This window comes from Telmatocola sphagniphila (assembly GCF_018398935.1).
GTDB lineage: Bacteria > Planctomycetota > Planctomycetia > Gemmatales > Gemmataceae > Telmatocola > Telmatocola sphagniphila.
In genome coordinates, this window is record NZ_CP074694.1 from 5,134,035 (window position 1) to 5,155,091 (window position 21,057).

A 21,057-nucleotide genomic window follows, 5' to 3' on the forward strand; every position below is an offset into this window, starting at 1 on the left:
ACTATCTCGCTAAAACTCCCCACGGAATTGGCATCAAAAACTTCGCTTGTTTGAGGACTAGTAGGATGGTTGTAGTCTGTAATCCCAGTTCAAGCCAGTTGAATTTGTTCATGGGAGGAGCTTATATGATTGTTTGTAGATTATCTCAGAATCTATAATAAGCATTAGATTTCGTAGCACTCAAAATTTACCATGGGTGTAATCGTGATTAATAAAAATAAACGCCAGTCTCAAAAAATTATCTATTCAGATTTCGAATCGCGTTCAGATCTTCTTCGGCAGGAAGAATATTAGCGGCGCGCTCTTTAGGCAGCTTTCGTCGAGTAATGTCGTACCAGACTTCCTCTGGTCCGCAGCCTTCTAAATCCAGTAAATCGAGAACCCCAACGAATTCGAAGTACACCATTCCGCCGACGGAATTTTTGTAACTATGTTCTTCCTTCTTTCCGTACTTCTTAGCGTACACAAGAGCCGCTCGAGCTGATTTTGCAGTAAAAACAATAATGCGCTCCTCACAAAGCCGAATAATTTCGGAATCGCCCGAACCTTCTACTCTGTATTGGAAAAGAAATTTCGCCGAGAATCGCAATACGTTTTTCATTAACCATGAATCTCCCGCATATTTTCTCATTGAAATATTTAGGTCATCTTCGATCGATTGCGAGTTGTCGCTTCAAAGTATTCAACCCATTCACGCTGCTCTTGTGTATCCGGGACGGATCGGCCTCGAGCTTCCGTCAGCCAAGTAAACGCTTTGGTGGAACTGACGCCCTGAAGAACGAGATAGGCTGCTAGAAGCATACTAGATCGGCCAATTCCCTGTCGGCAGTGAAATGCGATTCGACTATCGTTTGCAGATAAAATAGTTAATTTCTCCAGCAATTCAGTAACGAAATCCATCGATTCGGGAAGTCCGCGATCTGGTATGGGACAAGCGAAGAAACCGATCCCAAAACTTTCACATATTAGCCTTTCACTGGTTAATTCCAATTCTTTTCTTCGGCTGCTGTGAGACAAGAAACTAGGGTTTTAACTCCGGAATTCGCCAGCGAGAGAATATCTGTTTCAAGCCATTCTCCGCCGCGAGATCGAGTCATTAGGGCGACCTTTTCCTGCGAATAGGTATTCAGCCAGTAAAGCTCCATCGAAATTGCACCCCCTTATTCGCTTTCCGATTTCAATCTGCGCTCGTACTCCTTTGCGGGCCCCGGGTATTCCGGCTGTCGAACCATTTAAGAAATTCCTCGGCATCCACTAACAGGCTGTCGCTCTTACAGAAAGTGCTTCGAATCAACTTTAGACGATTCATAAGGAACGGTAGGTGCTTCCGACGGTTCCTGCAGAACAACGAGTCTATCCGCCTGATCAATCAAGCTGTTTAGATCTTTAGGCTCGACATGATCTCGGGGAAAATTGGGAAAACGAGAGAAGAAAATCAAAAGTATCAGGACTGAAACGGCTGTCGGCAGCACAGAGATTCGCCGTTTCATGGAAGACCCCACTTGAGGCTTGGACACGCACTCGAATCTTAAAGGGCCCACAGGAACACGTCAATCGCCTAATGAGGTACCGAAGAGTCTAAATTTGGAAGATTCCCCCACCCTCTGACAATAAACAGACAATTCCAGAGAAGGGGCTACAAACGACAAAACCCCTGATTTCTCAAGGGTTTAGTGACCTACGGTCATCTTGCGACAGGTTGGACCAAAACGAGGATGACGGGACTCGAACCCGCAACCTCCGCCGTGACAGGCCCCTAACTCTATCGGCACAAGTATCTATTCCAGAAGCGGTTACGTCAAGTTCACCATCCGTGCATCACGACAGCATCCATAAAGAATTTGAACGCCTGTGTCTTATGGATCCCAGTTTCTTGAAACTCGTAGACAACTGGTCTCGGCTCACCGTAGTTCAATACTATCGAATCCTGGCGATTATCAATGAAATCGATGGAAAATCTGAGGAAGTCTAAACCAACGTACATAGTTTGGTGGATCGAAACTGTCCAAAATGGACAGGCATTCGGGGTTTTCGACCCTAGAGAGAATCGGATTTCGAAGATCGGGATTCGATTTTCCAAAGATCCAAAATTCGCCATTCCAATGCTTGGAAAGGAAGAAGAACTTTGGTATGGTTTCTAGGGTCGTGTCGATCTTGAACTTTGGTCGCACAATATGAGGTTCTCGCTGTAAGCAAAATAACCAGCAAAAATACGCCTAACGCCACCGATTTTCGGATCGTGAAGCAAATCAAGCATGCCTAACACAAACTCAATCGCACTTCATCCCGAACCCGGCCAGATGGTCAGCGTCCGGTCCCGGAATTGGATGGTCACGGATGTTTCCACCAGCACGCTCCCTCCCGAACGCCTCCAAACTGGCCTGGAATCGCCCCAGCATCTCATTACGCTCTCTTCTGTAGAAGATGACGGCTTGGGCGAAGAACTGAACGTTATTTGGGAACTGGAGCCTGGGGCCAGAGTGGCCGAAAAGGTTGCCCTGCCCGAACCCACGGGATTCGATCCGCCAGACCAGCTTGATGCCTTTCTTGATGCTGTCCGCTGGGGAGCTTCCTCGTCGGCTGATCTCCGCAACATCCAAGCTCCGTTTAGAGCGGGCATCGACATCGAAGACTACCAGCTTGATCCGGTCGTCCGTGCGATTCAGATGCCACGGGTCAACCTCCTGGTTGCTGACGACGTAGGCCTCGGCAAGACCATTGAAGCGGGCATGGTGGCGCTGGAACTCATCATCCGTCACCGCACCCGAAAGATTCTGATCGTCTGCCCAGCCTCGCTCCAGGTGCAATGGCAGGAGCAGATGCGGGACAAATTCGGCCTCGATTTCCGAATCGTAAACTCCTCGATGATGGGAATTCTACGCCGCAGCCGGGGCATCCACGTCAATCCATGGAACCATTTCCCCCGCCTCATCACTAGCATCGACTTTCTCAAACGAGAACGGCCACTACGGCTGTTCCGGGAACTTTTGCCGGGGCCGGACGAGCCAGCGTTCCCTCGCAAGTTCGACTTGTTGATCGTGGACGAGGCACATAACTGTGCACCATCGGGGGTAGGCCGCTACGCCACGGACTCGATGCGGACCCAGGCCCTAAGACTTCTCGTGCCGCATTTTGAACACAAGCTGTTCCTCACGGCCACGCCACACAATGGCTACCCGGAGAGTTTTTCGGCATTGCTCGAACTGCTCGACAATCAGCGCTTTGCTCGAAGTACTCCACTTGATCGAAAGCAGCTCAATGCCGTCATGGTCCGACGGATGAAATCAGAATTGCCACCAAAATGGGACGGTTCTCCCCGATTTCCAAAACGGGCTTTAGAGCCTATTGAAGTTCCGTACACCGACGAAGAACGGGCCGTCCACACTGCTCTCCGGGAATATGCAGAACTCCGGGTCGAGCGATCTCAGGACAACTCCGAGAAGCTGGCCACCGAGTTCGTTCTCAAGACACTGAAGAAGCGACTTTTCTCTAGCCCGGCTGCGTTCCTGACCACTCTCGATTCTCACGAAAAATCTCTCCGACAAGCCAAGCGTGGCAAGGCCGTCCGTAAGCCCTCCGTCAGTATCTTGAAGCAGGAACTCGACCGAATTGATGAAGATTACGCCGACGACAACGAGTACGATGAAGCCACGAGCGACGCAGTGAATGCCGCCTCATTGCTATTCAGTCAACCATCCGAGCAGGAATTGGCCCTGTTGAAAAAGATGCGGGCCTGGGCGGAAAAAGCATCTGGCCAACTCGATTCGAAGGTGAATTGTCTGATCGAATGGCTCAACACGCATATTCGTCCCAATAAGAAGTGGAGTCACGAGCGAGTCATCCTTTTCACGGAATACCGGGCTACACTGAATTGGCTCAAAGAAGTCCTGGCCCAGCACGGCTTCACCAAAGACGACCGCCTTCTGACCATGTACGGCGGTATGGACCTGGATGAGCGGGAGGAAGTCAAGAATGCTTTCCAATCTGGACCCGAAGAAAGCAACGTACGGATCCTACTTGCCACCGACGCTGCCGCGGAAGGTTTAAACCTTCAGAACCATTGCTACCGACTCATCCATTACGAAATCCCGTGGAACCCAAACCGGCTAGAACAACGTAACGGGCGTATTGACCGTCACGGTCAGAAGGGCTTCCTCACCGCCAACGGTGAACGGCAGGTCTTCGTGTATCACTTCGTCGGCCAAGGCTACAGAAATAGACAACAATCGGCGTTCTCCCCCAAAGCATCAGACTTGGACGCCGATCTGGAGTTCCTGATGCGGGTGGCTCAGAAGGTTGAAACGATCCGGGAAGATCTGGGCAGTTACGGCACAGTGCTGGCTGATGATGTCGAGCAGGCCATGCTCGGGCGCGGTTACTCGATGCCAGGTGTCAGCCGAGCAGACTCCAAGGTTGAACCGGTCCGCAAGATGCTCAAATTCGAGCGAGACTTGGCCAAGCAAATCCGCGAACTTCTCGAACAATACCGGGACACACAGCGGGAACTCCGTCTATCGCCCGAGAATATCCAGAAGGTCGTCGAGGTTGGGCTTACTTTGGCCGAGCAGCCCGCTCTGATTCCCATCAAGCATCCATCGGGTAAGCCAGTATTCCAGCTACCCGCCTTGAAGCACAGTTGGGCCGCCTGCAGAGAAGGCCTGGAGCATCCGCACACCGGGGTCGTTCGCCCGATCACGTTCGATCATACGGCTGCTGATGGCCGGGATGATCTCGTACTGATTCACCTGAATCACCGCCTTGTTCAGATGAGTCTGCGTTTGCTGCGTGCAGAAGTCTGGTCCGTGAAGGGCCGTAAACGTCTTCACCGAATTACTGCTCGGCTCGTACCGGATTATGCTTTAAATTCTCCTGCGGTGATAGCACACGCAAGGCTGGTGGTAATCGGGGGCGATAGCCATCGGCTCCACGAAGAGATTATCACAGCGGGCGGGATGCTCAAAGAGGGCCGGTTATCTCGTCTCAATATCGGCGAGCTGGAAAAGCTTCTGTCGGTGGCCACGAGTGATGAACCTTACGAGCCGATGCAGAAACATCTGCTGAAGCTGTGGGACAAGTTCACGCCTGGACTTGCCCAGTCCCTTGAAGCTCGCATGAAGGATCGTACCAGCGGTTTACAGAAAAAGCTTGGCGAACGGGCAGAAAAGGAAGCCCAGGACATCACAGCTATTTTGCTCGAACTGAAGAAAGCCATCGACACCGAACTGGATGAACCGGAATACCAGCAGCTCTCTCTATTCGAAGATAACGAAAAGGATCAGTTTGAACGGAACAAGGACTTCCTGCGGGACAGGTCGAAGGCGATCCCCGCTGAAATCGAACGGGAGACGGCGGCAATCAAGTCCCGCTATGCTGACCCGCAGCCCCGAATGTTCCCTGTGGCCGTGACGTTCCTCGTCCCTGAGAAGTTAGCAAAAGGATAAGCGATGACCTCGCCAGATGAGATGCAGTATTTAATTGACCGCTGCACTTTTCAAAGTGTTAAGGCAGTCCTCTTTAGCAAGACAGATATTGACACTGTCGTACTTGTAAAACCTAATTGTTCGCTTGAGCAAGTGGCCACCTTTTGCGTCAATAACGATGCTTCCGCTCTGGAACGGCTCAAAGTCAAGACTGACATCGTATTCCTATCTCCTACCAAGCATCCTCGAACTCCGGTTGATCGTCACTCTTATCTCCTCGACTCAGATTTCGTCGAGGTACTTTTAGTCCCGCCCTTGTATCTAGTTCGTGCGAAACCACACACTCAGGCGCTGGAAAATGCAATAGCCGTATGTGGTATCACAAGATGCAAGCAGTGTGGTTTTCTTTGTGGCACAGAACTTTCGAGCCAATACTGGCATCCGCCGGTGAACTATTCAGCAGGTGTGGACGAATACTGCCTTGGATGTTGGCTTGATTGTGGACCAGATGCGACAAGTACCCGTCACCATGTTTTGGTTGAACCGACGGGAGACTTGATCGTAGACTACAACGCTATTTTTCATTTAGGCTACCGCTTAGCAATCTTGCCCGTCGCACGCCTTGAACTAGGCTCAGCACCCATCTGTTTTCCTAATATGATTTGCTTTTATCCCCCTGGCACAATCGACCTAGAGCAATTATTGATTCGCTCGAACAGTGAAGGCACCCTTAGACTGGCTGAGCATTCGAGCCTTGCCTCCCAAATAAACGAAAAGGTTCTATCAACCCATCCTTTGGTCGTACTCCCCTGTCGTTTTGACTGGGATGACTTTTGTAATGCAAGCCATAAAGCGCATCTCGAGTTTATTCGAAGTCTGTCCGAGATCATAGATGATGAGTGCTTCAACTTCATTCGTTACCGTCAGTGCCATATCGAACCAATTGATATACTTCCCGGGCGTCCGGGACAGATAAATTCAAACCACATGATGGCCGGTGCATTACTGTTTGACCCAGAGAAAGGTGGACAAATCATTGGAGGAGATGCTTTCACTCATATAGTCACACGAGGACTTGGCCTGCCTTTAGAGCCTATTGACTGCACGCAATTTCCAAGATTCGGTGAGGTAGGTAATTTTGTTAAACATGTGTTGTCACTTTACTCACAGTTGATAGAAGCCAACAGTAGCACTACAAAGTTCGTTCAATGTCTAACTCTTTTAGAAGTTTTAGCTTCTGCAGAGGAATCGGAGCGTTTCAAAGCGTTCAAGAATACCAAGAAAAATATAGTTCGTTACGCTACAAATGATCATAACGAATATAAACGAATCATGACTAGGATGATTGCTTTAACAGGGCTGAAAGACGAATCCGGAAAAAATATTGGCTACAGAACAGAAATCATTCATTTCGGCAAGCGTCTCGAATCACTAATTCCAAGTATTAATGAACGAGAGAACTTATTTCGAGAATTGGAAAATTACATAAAATGTGTCCTTGATCACTTAATCGATCACTCGGAAATGTCCTGGGAAGACTACAAAGTCATTCGAGATTCAATCGGCCCCTATGGGGTGGCCCCGGATACATCTCAGTCATCGACTGCTCCAGCACAGCAGACAGATGACATTCCATTTTGAAATTAAAAAACTGTAATTGTACCGAAGAATACCCTTATGTCCATCACCCGCCACCATAACGAATGGCTGTCGCTCGTGCCGAACTCAGGCCCGTTCCTGAGTTTGCCGGTGCTGGCACAGGCGTTTCCGCAGGGACTTGATGCCCATGATGCGGATCACGCTCGGCGTCTGCGCATGGCGTTCGATGAATGGGACGACAACCAGTTGGGCAAACGGCCCGATCCGGGCATTCATCGGGCATGGTTGAAATTTGTATTGGGCGAGACGCTGGGCTACGACGAACATCTCGCCGAGGGGCAGGCGATCCCGCAGACCCTCAAAAGCGAAGTCGCCGAATGCGGTGAAACTCTGCGGCCCGATTGGATCGTCAACGACCCCGCCTCGAAGAAGGCTCGGTTGCTCGTTCAGGTCTATCCACGCTCTCAATCATTAACGAAACCAGTGGCGGGAAAGCGTTGGAGTGCCTGGCCCGATGGTCGGATGATGCAACTGCTGCACGACACGGGCATCCGGCTTGGTATCGTCACCAATGGCGATCACTGGATGTTGGTGAATGCTCCGAAGAACGAAACGACAGGCTACGTCTCCTGGTACGCAAACCTCTGGCTTGAGGAACAGATCACGCTGCGGGCCTTCCGCACTTTGCTTGGAGCCGACCGTCTCTTCAGCGTGCCGGAAGACGAAACCCTCGAAGCCCTGCTCGACAAGAGCGCTTCCGACCAGCAGGAAGTCACTGACCAGCTTGGGTATCAGGTCCGCAAGGCAGTTGAGGTCTTGATCCAGGCGCTCGACAAGGCGGACCAGGAACATGGACGGAAGTTGCTGGCCGATGTGAACGAAAAGGTTCTCTACGAGTCGGCCCTCACTGTCATGATGCGACTGGTGTTCCTGTTCTGTGCAGAAGAACGGGAACTGCTTCTGCTGGGCGATGAACTCTACGACAAGAACTACGCCGTCAGTACACTGCGCGAACAGCTGCGCGTCACGGCAGATGAATTCGGTGAAGAAATCCTCGGTCTTCGTTATGACGCCTGGACCCGATTGCTTACAACCTTCCGGGCTGTTTACGCGGGAGCCAAGCACGACCGGCTCAAGCTCCCGGCCTATGGCGGCAGTCTGTTCAACCCCGACCGTTTCCCGTTCCTCGAAGGACGCAAGTCCAACACAAGTTGGAAGAACACCGAGGCTACGCCGCTACCTGTCAGCAATCGCACGGTGTTGCATCTGCTCGAAGCTTTGCAGATCTTGCGGACTAAGATTGGCAATACCACCGAGGCTCGCAAAATCAGTTTCCGGGCGCTCGACATCGAACAGATCGGTCACGTCTACGAGGGCCTGCTCGACCACACCGCCAAGCGTGCGACCGAGCCGGTGTTGGGATTGGCGGGAACACGGGACAAGGAACCCGAAATCGCCCTGGCCGAACTTGAGAAGATCGCCGCCAAGGGAGAGAAGGAACTGCTCAAATTCCTGAAGGATGAATCGGGCCGCTCAGAATCGGCGATCAAGAAGGGCCTGAACGCCGAGATTGACGATCAGCTTGCCAGTCGCTTCCGTACCGCCTGTCAGGACTCGGACCTCTGGAAGCGGGTGAAGCCGTTCGCCGGGTTAGTGAGGCTCGATGATGTGGATTACCCGGTTGTCATCACCACGGGCAGTGTCTTCGTCACCGCTGGGACCGACCGACGCAGCAGCGGCACGCATTACACTCCCAAGAGCCTCACCGAACCCATCGTGCAATACACGCTGGAGCCGCTGGTTTACGTCGGCCCCGCTGAAGGATTGCCCAAGGACCAGTGGAAGCTCCGTTCGGCCAAAGAACTGCTTGCCCTGAAGATATGCGACATGGCATGTGGCTCCGGGGCCTTTTTGGTCCAGGCGTGCCGATACATGGCGGCTCGACTGCTCGAAGCCTGGGACGCCGTTCAACGGGCCAACCCTGGAATAGTCCACATCACGCCTGAAGGCGAAACCTCAACGGGCAAGCCCGGTGAGATGCTGATCCCCGACGACCCCGACGAGCGCCAAACCTACGCTCTGCGGATCGTGGCCCAGCGTTGCTTGTACGGTGTGGACAAGAACCCGCTGGCAGCGGAAATGGCCAAGTTGTCGCTCTGGTTGTTGACTCTCGCCAAGAACAAGCCGTTCGAGTTCCTGGACCATGCTATCCGATGCGGCGATTCACTCGTCGGCATTCACAACCTCGAACAGTTGCGGAATTTCAGTCTCGATGGCAAGGGGGATGATCGGCGAGTGGTCCTGGCTTACATGGAGGACAAAATCCAGGAGGCTATCGCCCTACGTCGCCAGATTACCGAGATGCAGGCTCATACTGCCGAGGATGTCGAGGTTCAGGACCGGATGTTACGAGAGGCGAACGAAAAGATCGACCGGCTCAAGTGTGCCGCCGACATGCTGATTTCAGCCGAGTTCGCAGCCGGCTCCGCTCCCGACAAGCGATCCGCCAGGGACAATGCAGCGATCAAAGTGGCCGTTCATTTCGGCGACAGCGAGTTGCCAACATTTCGCCGAGAGGCACAGAAGGCACTTGCCGGTCAGGTGACGTTCCACTGGCCGCTAGAATTCCCCGAAGTCATGGTTGAGCGGGGTGGGTTCGATGCGTTTGTCGGGAATCCTGCTTATATGGGCGGTCAGAAACTAACGGGAGCCTTCGGCACCCCATACCGTGATTTCTTGGTTTGTCGAGTTGCAGATGGTCGCAAGGGGCTTGTCGATTTGTGCGCCTACTTCGTACTCCGCTCACACATTCTGCTTAAATCGATAGGGACTTGTGGCTTTGTTTCAACCAGCGCCATTGCGGAAGGCGACACCAGAAGTGTTTGCTTGGACTGGCTCTGCAATAATGGATGGGTCATATTCCGGGCGAATCAACGCATGGCATGGCCCGGCGCTGCCAGCGTAACGTATACACCCATTTGGCTGACCTCCAGGCATTGGTGCGGGGCTTGCCATTTAGAGGACATACCTGTTGAGAGCATCACACCTTTTCTTGTTGCAAAGGGAACAGTGTCAGGTACGCCACATCGTCTTGCTGCGAATATCGGCTTGTCTTTCAACGGAGTCAAAGTGTACGGAAACGGCTTTGTGTTGGAACCCGTCGAAGCTCACCGACTCCTTGCGCAGAACGAGCGCAATAAGCAGGTGATTTTTCCATACATCACGGGACAAGATGTCAATAGCAAGCATGATTCAAGCCATTCTGCTTGGGCAATCCGCTTTTTTGATTGGCCGTTGAACAGGAGCACGGCACCTGTTGGATACAAAGGGAATGTCGCAAGCGATTTCCCAGAATGTCTTGCCGTGGTCGAGGAGCGAGTGAAACCTGAACGCACCAGGACCGACAACAACGGCAACTATATCGTAAGAAAGCCTATGCCTCAGCAGTGGTGGATTTATGGGGAGAAACGCCCTGGTCTTTACGCTGCGATAGAATTGCTGGATGCCTGTTTTGCCATTGCGACGCAAGCAACAAAATATATTGCGTTTGAACGGCTTCAGCCACGGATGGTTTTTTCTCATTCCCTTGCTGTGATTGCCAGCGACTCATTTTCGGTGTTTGGGCTTCTAAGTTCGTCGCTCCATGACGCTTGGGCGAGGCTATACGGATCGTATAATCTCGCATTGCTTCGGTATTCGCCTACTGACTTGCTTGAGACCTTTGCATTCCCAAGTGATCTTTCGGGCTTGGCCGATATGGGGCGTTGCTATTACGCCTCAAGAAAGAGAGTAATGGAATCTCGGATTGAGGGCATGACGGATATTTACAACCGCTTCCACGATCCCGACGAAACCAGCCCCGACATCCAGAAGCTCCGACAACTCCACGTCGAGATGGACAACGCCGTAGCCGCCGCCTACGGCTGGACCGATCTCGACCTCGGCCACGGCTTCCACGAGACGAAGCAGGGTGTCCGCTACACGATCAGCGAACACGCCCGCCGTGAAGTCCTCGCCCGCCTGCTCAAGCTGAACCACGAACGCTACGCCGAGGAAGTGAAGCAAGGGCTGCACGAGAAGAAGAAGCCTGCGCTCAAACGCAAGGCGAAACTTGCGACAGCCACAGTTCAGGCGTCACTGTTTGACCATGATGGCACGTTTCCCAGGCCGGGACTCGAAGATTACCTCTGCGGCCTTGTCTGCGATCTCGTCAAAGCGGACCCCGGACTGCCGGTTTCTGCGTATGTCGATAGTCTCGTGATTGCCCTGGGTTACGAGCGTCACCAACGACTCCTGACCGGCAAGGATCGCACCGCCTTTGCGAATCTCTGCAAAGCCTCGCCTTTGGCGTCGTGGAGTTCAACCAACAGAATCCCCTGGGCCGAGTTGCGCAACTTGCTGACTCAACGCAAGGCTATCAAACCGGAAGACCAAACGATTCAAGCTGGGCCGAAGTTGGCAGCGGTTCGGAATTCATATTCCGCTGCTGCACCCGAACTGGTCGCTTTGCTTCGCAAAGCATCAGCAGAGTTGGTTGAGCTACAAGCATCTGTCGGCCCCGACAACGCTGAAGCCCCCAAGGACATCACGACAGAATTTACGGAAATTCTCCAGTCATTTGTGCATGACAAGGATCAGTGGTACGGAGTAGCAGCGTGACTCGAAAGGCGACGAAGACCGACAATCGACGCACTTCGCCCTTGTTCTGGGTGAAGCAAGTGACGTTGTATCGGTCGCTCTCGCCAGTTGAGGAAATACGCACCATTCCGTTCGCCCCTGGCTTGAACATCATCCAAGGAAAACTTGACGACTCTGCACAGGAATTCGAGTCCGGGCATGGCAATGGCAAAACGACCTTGTGCCGACTGATTCGCTACTGTCTAGGAGAAAAGACATTCGGCCAGGAACATCTGGTAGCCGAGGTCAAGCATTGCTTTCCGCACGGATACGTCGGTGCTGTCGTCGTAGTGAATGATGAAGAATGGAGCGTGTTGCGAACGGTCGGAAATCATCGGAAAGAGTTTGCTCGACAAGGCGTTTCGCTTGCTGATCTGACTGCTGCGGAGGATCGACCGGCCTACTCGGAGTTTCTGAACAGAATCCACGAGATTGGACTTTCGAGGCTTCAACAACGAGAAGTTCTCTCCGGTGGAGAGGTAATTCAATGGCTGCATGTGTTGGCGCTTTGCAGTCGAGATCAAGAGAGCCGTTACGACCGATTCTGGAATGTTCGCCCCTCGCGAAGTGATTCAGGCTTCTCGAAGTTCACGAAGGTTGATGTGTCTCTTTGCGTGCGGGCAATGCTTGGAATGCTCGACGTTCGAGAACCACAGATTTTGAAACGTCAGTTGGAGTTGGAATCTGAACTGCACCAACTGCGAAAAAAGATCGAAGAGAAAACCTCCGAGCCAGCATTTCACATTACCCAACTACGCAATCGGCTCCTCAATGAATATGGGGTGGCGCAGGCAGATGTGGCTCCGCTGACATCGGAAGGTCTTTTCACCATTTCCAAAATGCGTGACGCTCGCCTCACGAGCATCCGAGACGAGTTGGACGAGATCGAGCGGAAGATCGCAGACCTCGACACGCAAATCAACGGGGCCACGGCGAGACTCAACGAAATCCACGAGATGCAGGAACGGAACGTGACCGCGAACGAAGCCACCGCCAGCGGTTCAGCCGTTCTCGAACAGTCCGTTGGCCCGGAGAACGAACGCCAGACCATCTTGGAAAAGATGGACAGGCTGTGTCCAACTGGTGAACTGGTTCGAGAATGCGAAAAGGTCAAAGAAAAGCTGGTTCAACTGGACAAGGAGATTACGAGCAAGAAGCTCACTGAAGACCAACGGCAAACGGTAGCGATAGTCCAGAGGCGGGATCAGGCTCAGGCCGAATTAGGCCGACAAGTGGAACGACAGGAGAACCCGCTCCAACAAATCCGGGCAAGGTTGAAGCAACTCAACGAGGAAAAGAACACGCTCCTGAAACGCACCGGCATCGTTAGCGAATGGTTGAGAGTGATTCCAAGAGTCACAGACGAGTTGCTGAAGTGGCACAGAGTTGAGCAAGGCGAAGAACCGAATCAAGAACTCACGACACTTCGTTCCGACGAGAAGAATAAAGTCGATGAAAGCGAACGACTGAAGGCTGAACTCGTAGTGTTGCTGACGAAGCAGAATGAGCGAATGCAACAGTTCCAAAGCCGGTTTCACGGCATCGTTCGACAGGCGATCAACTCCACGTTCAAGGGCGTGGTATCCGTCGCAAAAGATGAGCTTGTCTTCCGTATCAGCCGAGAGCGGTCTTTGGCTGGCGAGGCGTATGAGACGTTGGCCGTACTATTGGCCGACCTTGCAATTCTGTTGGAGAGTTCATCGGAATCCGTCTGCCATCCCGGTTTGCTAATTCACGACAGCCCACGGGAAGCCGACCTGAACGTGCGACTTTACGAGAAAATGCTGGATGCAGCTTTCTCACTGATGACAGATGGACAAGGCAAAACGCCTTACCAATACATCGTAACGACCACGACTCAGCCATCCGAATCGCTTCGCTTGGCAAACGTAACGAAGGAGACGTTGAGTAGCGGCCCTGGGTCGCTTTTCGGAATGCAGCTTGAAATTGGTTCGTCTGATGCCAACCAAGGAACACTTCCTTTTGGCGAAGGGAGTGACACATGAATGCCAGCGATATCCTGGCGGCAGTAAACGCCGGGGAAGACAAAGATTGGGAATTTAAGTCGGCCAGGGGCGGCATGCCGGGGAGTCTTTGGGAAACCTACAGTGCGATGGCGAACACCGATGGCGGCGTCATCGTCCTGGGTATCCGGGAGAACGACGGCGACTTCGAGGTTCAAGGACTGGACGATCCCGTCAAGATCGAGAAAGACTTCTGGACCACAATCCACAACCGGGGCAAGGTCAACGCCAACCTACTTGCCAACAGCAATGTGCGAATCGTGCCTGTTGATGGCAAACTGGTCCTTTTCGTAGAAGTCCCTCGCGCCTCAAGACGGCAGCGCCCGATCTTCGTGGGCCAGAATCCACTCGAAGGAACCTATCGGCGATACAGCGACGGCGACTACTTGTGCAGCCGGGATGAAGTGGGTCGGATGCTGGCGGATCAATCCGAGCAATCCGCAGACAGCCGTATCTTGTTGAAGTTCACGCCGCACGATCTTGACGACGAATCTCTGAGGCAGTACCGCAATCGCTTTTCAGCCCGCAACCCGAATCATGCATGGCTGACAGAGGACACGACAGGCTTCCTTCGTAAACTCGGCGGTTGGAATGTCAACCGGGAGACAGGCGAAGAGGGATTGACTGTGGCCGGACTCTTGATGTTCGGCAACGAGGATGCATTAAACGATCCATCGATTGGACTAAAATTCCATCTTGATTATCGAGAGCGAGTCAGCAACTCGATAGCGGATCGCTGGGTGGATCGGCTAACCATTGACGGAACTTGGATGCCGAACCTGTTCCAGTTCTTCCAGCGGGTTTACCCGAAGTTGATAATCGGGCTGAAGCTGCCCTTCGCTTATCAAACACTCAACTCGCCATCCCTCTTCACTGATCCGCTGCGTAGTGGCATGTCTCCTACCCATGAGGCGATTCAGGAAGCACTTGTCAACGCACTCATCCACGCCGATTACCGAGGTCTAGGCGGGGTAGTTATCGACCGCTATCCCGACAGGCTGGAGCTATCGAATCCTGGCACTCTTTTGGTGTCGTTAGAGCAGTTGCGGCACTCGGTAACCGAGTGTCGGAATCCTTTGCTTCAACGGATGTTTCAAATGATGGGGGCGTGCGATAAGGCGGGGTCTGGCATCGATAAAATCCGCCAGGGTTGGGCCTCGCAAAAGTGGCGATGGCCTATTATTGAAGAGCAACTTAAACCCGATCGGGTGAGGCTGACTCTGCCGATGGTTAGTCTGTTACCGGAAGACTCTTTGGCCCGGTTACGCCTAGTTCTGGGTGATAACATGGGTGGACTGGACGGACATGAGGTCCAGGCATTGGTGACCGCGGACGTGGAAGGTAGTGTCTCCAACCATCGTTTACAGCAGTTCTCCAGCGAACACACAACCGACATCACTCGAATGCTGCAAGACTTGGTGGCTAAAGGATTTCTGATCAAAGATAATTACGGTCGTTGGGCTTCATACCGGCTGGCGGAGCAGTTTATGAACTCCAGACATGGGGAGTCTACTCCAGATACGGACTCCGGACATGGCGAAGCAACTCCGGATACGAACTCCGGACATGGGGAGATTACCGAGAATCAACAACAGTTATTGAAGATCGCCGAACCCGCCCGAAAAAAGCGACAACTGAACCCTGAAATCATGCGAGCGATTATTAGAGAATTGTGCGATGGACGTTATCTGACAGTCAAACAACTTGCAGAATTATTGAGTCGAGAGTCGAATGGCCTCCAGAGATGGACACTACGTCCAATGGCTCAAGATGGGCAGCTAGTGATGCAGTATCCAGATAACCCCAACCATCCGAAACAATCGTATCGAACCAATCCAGCGTGGAGTGCGGAATGAGTACAGCGCCACTGAAACCCACCGTCTCGCCCCTCCAACTTCGGGATGAACTCGAAACGATGGTCCTAAAGGAACTGCTTGGCCCCGGTAGCTTTGACGAGGAACTTATCGAGTCTCCCGGAACTCGGTATTTCGTGGGCGTCCTGGCTCCCCGTAAGCGTGCCAAGGCAGAGGAGGTACTCGCCAAGGCGGCCGCTGCTCCTGCCGGAGACGATGAAGAAGGAGACACGGACCTTGAGATGCTCGATGGTGATGAACTCGCTCTCGGCGGCAAAGATTCTTCGCAAGACGGCACGACGGATCTGGCTCCGGCTCAGGACAAAGCTCTGATCCCGTCGTCGTTCGGCATGACCTTTTCTCTAAACATTGAGGCCAAAGAACTGGAACTGACGGCGACCTGGGGCCAGTACGTCAAACAGTTCAGCGAATATCTCGTTAGCGAGAAGACCGGCAATCCTCGGAAAGTGTGGAAGCGATTTCCTCGTGGGGGCAGGCACTGCCTGAAACTGAAGGAAGGGCCCATCTCACCAATCCCGCTCGATAAAAATTGTCCCGAGGTAGTTGTCCAGGGCCTTATCCGCAAACGCAAAGATCACTGGTGTGTCACGGTATTCCTGGTCAATGAGCAGCAGGAGCCTGAGAAGCTGAAGGACACTGCCTGGATATTTCAACCGGAACTGATGGCTGAGGGAATAGATGGCGCGGCAGTCATCCACAAACGGCACACTATCCTGGAACTCACTGGCACGGACCCGAGAGTGAAGGCCGAGAACGATCAGCTGGCGATGCTCTATCGTCGGCACATCGAGTTCGCCGTGGGGCATGGCATTGGCGTACATGTCGATATCTCACCTGATCCGAATTACGCTTTCAGTGTCCGCACTAAGGTGATACCAAGTTACGAGATCCCCAAGACGACCCCACCCCGACCCGAAGACGCCGAGATCAACCCGTCCTTCGCCAAGTTGCAGGGCATGGTCCTTGATATGAAGGTGTTGGCCGAGGCCAGCCCGAAGCAATATGGGTCGAAGCTGAAACCGCTGGTCGAAGCCTATCAAGATTGGATCGACCGAGAAGAAAAACGGATTAATGATCCCATCGAAGGACTGGCGAGCTTCAAGAATCCCGCCCAGCAAGCCATTGCCAAATGCCGCACGACGCTCAAGCGAATCGAAGAAGGGCTGGACTTGCTCGACAAGGACGAGAAAGCTGCTCAGGCGTTCTCCTTCATGAACCGAGCCATGTGGCTCCAGCGAACCCACTCCCTCTTTGCAGAGCGTGTACGCCGCGGCGACGATAAGCCCGACATGGGGGCCATCGACATTTCCGAGAACCGCAGTTGGTATCCGTTCCAGCTTGCGTTTGTACTGCTAAATTTACCGGGGATCACAAAGTTCGATCACCCCGACCGCAGCGAATCCCCAGAAGCTGTGGCGGATCTGCTCTGGTTTCCAACCGGTGGCGGTAAAACTGAAGCTTACCTGGGCCTGACCGCCTACACGCTGGGACTGCGACGGCTGCAAGGGATAGTCGAAGGTCGTTCCGGAGAAAACGGCATCACGGTGTTGATGCGGTACACTTTAAGACTTCTAACTCTCCAGCAATTTCAACGAGCCACTACTTTAATCTGTGCGTGTGAGGATATTCGACGCGAAGCTGCTAGTAATGGTGATCACCGCTGGGGAGAGACTCCATTCCGAATCGGTTTATGGGTCGGAGGTGGAACCACACCTAACTGGACCAATGACAGCGATGAAGCTATTAAACTCGCTCGCAGTCCAAGACGTTCCAGCTCTATCGGGGGTACGGGATCTCCGAATCAACTGACCAATTGCCCCTGGTGCGGTACGAAGATTGATCCCGGTAAACACATCATCGTGGAGAAGTACTCCACCGGTACTTGCCGCACGTTGATTTATTGTGGAGCGTCGGAAGATAAATGCATTTTCAATAGGAAGTTAGCCGCAGGTGAAGGCCTGCCAGTAATAGTCGTGGACGAGGAAATCTATCGTCGCCTGCCATCGCTATTGATTACTACCGTGGACAAGTTCGCACAGATGCCGTGGAACGGCTCTGTCCAGATGCTCTTCGGTCAAGTGGACGGATATTGTGAACGACACGGCTTCCGGTCGCCGGGATTGGCTGATTGGTCTGAAGAATTGGAAGTTAACGCAGTCCACCGGGGAAAGGGACAAGAGAAGTCAGCCAAGGTTCTACCTCATACTCGCTTGCGACCACCAGACCTAATCATCCAGGACGAGTTACATCTCATTAGTGGTCCTCTCGGTACTTTAGTCGGGCTCTATGAGACGGCCATCGATCGACTCTGCACTTGGGAAGTGAAGGGTAAGAAAATCCGTCCAAAGGTTGTGGCATCGACGGCAACGATCCGTAATGCGAAGGACCAATTGCACGCTCTGTTTCTTCGCCGGCTGGAGACATTCCCACCGAACGGATTAGACATCAGAGACAATTTCTTCTCCCTACAGCGGCCCTCAAACGAGAAGACACCCGGGCGCAAGTATATAGGCGTGTGTGCCCCTGGACGCCGTTTGAAGGCAGCACTCATTCGGGTATATGTTGCGTTCCTATCTGCAGGTCAGGTGTTGTTCGAAAAGTATGGCCTGGATGCCGACCCCTGGATGACTCTCGTGGGATACTTTAACAGCCTACGAGAACTCGGTGGCATGAAGCGCCTAGTCGATGACGACGTCCGCACTCGACTTCGGAGAATGGCGGATCGCGGATTAGCGAAGCGAATTCTTCATACTCCTGATGCCGTAAAAGAACTTACTTCCCGATTGGGTTCCGGAGCGATCCCCGAAATTCTCGATCTTCTGGAGAGTCGCTTCGACCCGGCACAATTCGATCAGTTTAAGCAAGGCAAGGCAGGAGGCGAATTCGTCTCCCGTCCAATTGACGTATTGATGGCAACGAACATGATCTCGGTTGGGGTGGACGTGCCTAGGCTGGGATTGATGGTTACTGCCGGTCAGCCGAAAACAACAGCAGAATATATTCAGGCTACCAGCCGTGTTGGGCGTAAGCATCCTGGTCTAGTCTGCACAGTCTACAACTGGGCAAGACCAAGGGACTTATCCCACTACGAAACATTCGAACATTATCACTCCACTTTTTACAAACATGTAGAAGCCCTATCAGTTACTCCATTCTCGGCTGGAGCAACTTCTCGCGGACTGGCCGCGTTGCTGATTTCATTAGTCCGTCAGCCAGGCTTCGAGTTTAACTCAAACGACAAGGCCATGCAGATGGCAACCCAAAGAAACCATCAATATGTCACGGACGCGATAGAAGCGATCACCAGTCGAGCTGAATTGATTGCCGGTGTCCCAGCCGCTGATGAAGTCCGGCAGCAACTCAAACGAAAGATGGACCTTTGGCAGAAACGTGCACAACGTACGGCCCAAGGCAATCAGCTGGGATATGAGACGAAAAAAGATGGTGTGACGATTGGCTTGCTGCGTAAGCCCAGTATTGAACCATGGGACGAATTTACTTGCTTAAACTCCCTCCGGGATGTTGAACCGACTGCCAATTTGATTCTTGATGATTTTGGCATGGATGACGAGCCCGATGACGGAGAAACGCCATGAACAATAATGATTCTAAACGCTGCAAAGTAGGCGAACTTCGTCCTAGTCAAGCACTTACTACCTTCGGTATCGGCTCGATTATTGACCTGCCAAATTTGTCTGTAATGGTAATGGGTCTGGAAGATTGGTCGTATAAGGACACCGTGGAGATTGGCGAACAACGGCTTCTGGCTTCGGTAAAAGAAATGCTGGGGCATCAAGTCAAGTCCCTTAGGTCGGCTCCGGTCGTCCCTGATACCTATCAAGTGAATCAGTTTGATTCCGCGACGCTCGTGGGTATTCCCGTTGCTCCTTTTCCTCGTTGGATGGTATGCCCATATTGCAGACGACTTGCTCCTCTGGGGAGTGGTCTGTTCAAGTTAGAGACACCCTACCGTACCGATCAGATTCGCTACATACATGCGAACTGTACAAAGCCCGGCAAGTCGCCTACTATCGTGCCCGCCCGCTTTATCGTGGCTTGTAAGAATGGTCATTTCGATGATTTTCCCTGGCGGGATTTCGTCCATCGTGGACCCAACAATTGTAAGGGTGGTCTGAAGCTCCTCGAAAACTCAGCCACTGGAGAAGCCGCAAGTATCTTCGTACAGTGCGAAGGTGCAAATTGCGGAGCTACTCGCCCGATGTCCGATGCTTTTAAAATGGATCTGATGGCGATGCCAGTCTGCAAGGCACGTCGTCCTCATCTCAGAGATCACGATGATGCCGGATGTAAGACACCCAATGGTCAAGACATGCGAATGGAGCCAATGCTCCAAGGTGCATCGAACTCCTGGTTCGGGCTCACACTTTCGGCGTTGGCGATTCCCCAAGCGTCCGGAAAACTGAAACAACTCGTTGAAGATAACTGGACGACTTTGGGGAAAGTACAGAGTGAACAAAACATTGAACTCTTGATGTCTATCTCGCAGTTACGTGACCTTTCCGAGTATACTGCCGCTGAAATCTGGCAGGCAGTCCAAGCCAAAAAAACCGAAGTTCCGGAAGAAGATGTTGAACCGACCGATATCAAGACGCCCGAATGGGAAGTCTTTATCAACCCCGACTCCTCGGAAAAAGGTCGGGACTTTCAGATTCGGATCGCCGCTCCTCCAAAAAGATACGCCAAGTACTTTGAGAAAATCGTCTTGGCCGAGCGATTGCGAGAAGTGAGAGCATTAGTCGGGTTTACTCGAATCGAATCGCCCAGCGATTATGACAACCCTACAGCTTTTCCTGAGAATCAACGGGTTCCGCTTTCTCGCACGCAACCAACCTGGGTACCTGCATCAGAGATTCGGGGCGAAGGTCTGTTTTTTCAATTCAAGGAAGACGTAATCCAAAAGTGGGTCAAGAAAGCTAAGAGCTTGGACGCCGTATTTATGGAAGCTCACCAACGGTGGCGTAGCGCACGTAAGTTGGAACCGCCACAAGAATTTTACCCCGGGATTCGCTACGTTTTGCTGCACTCATTTGCACACGCATTAATTCGTCAATTGGCAGTTGAATGCGGTTATACAACGGCTTCCCTTAGAGAGCGGATTTATTCAACGAATTCCAAAAAGCCCGAAGTTGAGATGGCAGGAGTTTTGATTTACACAGCTGCACCGGACAGTGAAGGCACACTTGGTGGTCTGGTGTCTCTCGGCAAACCGGAAACGTTAGAACGGCATCTAGATCAGGCTCTGGACAATATGCGGCTGTGTGCCAGCGATCCGCTCTGTGCCGAGCATCATCCGTATCGGGATGGCAACACGCTGCATGCCGCCTCGTGCCATGCCTGCTTATTCGCTCCAGAAACGTCCTGCGAGCGCGGCAACAAATATCTGGACCGAGCAGTACTTGTTTCCACTGTCGAACGCAGCGACTTGGCATTCTTCGAGTAATC

At 52.5% G+C, this 21,057-nt stretch carries 9 protein-coding genes; 7 read left to right on the top strand and 2 right to left on the bottom strand.

Going from position 1 to position 21,057, the window contains the following annotated elements; translation table 11 throughout:
• Positions 1 to 238 precede the first annotated feature (238 nt).
• Both KIH39_RS20585 and KIH39_RS26885 read right to left on the bottom strand, forming a co-directional pair.
• Positions 239 to 631, bottom strand: a complete 393-nt coding sequence (locus KIH39_RS20585) for a DUF4288 domain-containing protein (RefSeq protein ID WP_213495103.1) — start codon at positions 629 to 631, stop codon at positions 239 to 241.
• Between the two features lie 8 nt (positions 632 to 639).
• Positions 640 to 1,017 carry a protein-tyrosine phosphatase family protein gene (locus tag KIH39_RS26885; RefSeq protein ID WP_315852397.1) on the bottom strand — a complete coding sequence of 126 codons (378 nt, stop codon included), beginning with the start codon at positions 1,015 to 1,017 and terminating at the stop codon, positions 640 to 642.
• A 1,238-nt stretch (positions 1,018 to 2,255) separates the two neighbouring features.
• On the opposite strand from KIH39_RS26885, the gene drmD reads away from it, so the two are divergent.
• From drmD to drmB, 7 genes are read left to right on the top strand one after another with little or no spacing between them, the layout of a single operon-like run.
• Positions 2,256 to 5,441 (top strand): DISARM system SNF2-like helicase DrmD, encoded by a 3,186-nt coding sequence (gene drmD, locus KIH39_RS20595; RefSeq protein ID WP_246539364.1) that lies wholly within the window; start codon positions 2,256 to 2,258, stop codon positions 5,439 to 5,441.
• Positions 5,442 to 5,444: 3 nt separating this feature from the next.
• Entirely contained in the window at positions 5,445 to 7,061 is a 1,617-nt protein-coding gene (locus KIH39_RS20600) for a hypothetical protein (RefSeq protein ID WP_213495105.1), read from the top strand.
• 36 nt (positions 7,062 to 7,097) lie between these two features.
• Complete coding sequence (locus tag KIH39_RS20605) at positions 7,098 to 11,678, top strand: Eco57I restriction-modification methylase domain-containing protein (protein ID WP_213495106.1); 4,581 nt, start codon at positions 7,098 to 7,100, stop codon at positions 11,676 to 11,678.
• Positions 11,675 to 13,702 (top strand): hypothetical protein, encoded by a 2,028-nt coding sequence (locus tag KIH39_RS20610; protein ID WP_213495107.1) that lies wholly within the window; start codon positions 11,675 to 11,677, stop codon positions 13,700 to 13,702. Before KIH39_RS20605 ends, KIH39_RS20610 begins: the two co-directional genes overlap by 4 nt.
• Positions 13,699 to 15,576 (top strand): ATP-binding protein, encoded by a 1,878-nt coding sequence (locus tag KIH39_RS20615; protein WP_213495108.1) that lies wholly within the window; start codon positions 13,699 to 13,701, stop codon positions 15,574 to 15,576. Before KIH39_RS20610 ends, KIH39_RS20615 begins: the two co-directional genes overlap by 4 nt.
• The gene (gene drmA, locus KIH39_RS20620) at positions 15,573 to 19,190 is read left to right on the top strand and encodes a DISARM system helicase DrmA (RefSeq protein WP_213495109.1); all 3,618 of its coding nucleotides are present in this window, start codon (positions 15,573 to 15,575) and stop codon (positions 19,188 to 19,190) included. Before KIH39_RS20615 ends, drmA begins: the two co-directional genes overlap by 4 nt.
• Entirely contained in the window at positions 19,187 to 21,055 is a 1,869-nt protein-coding gene (gene drmB, locus KIH39_RS20625) for a DUF1998 domain-containing protein (RefSeq protein ID WP_213495110.1), read from the top strand. The genes drmA and drmB overlap by 4 nt, the downstream gene beginning before the upstream one ends.
• The last annotated feature ends 2 nt before the right edge of the window (positions 21,056 to 21,057 follow it).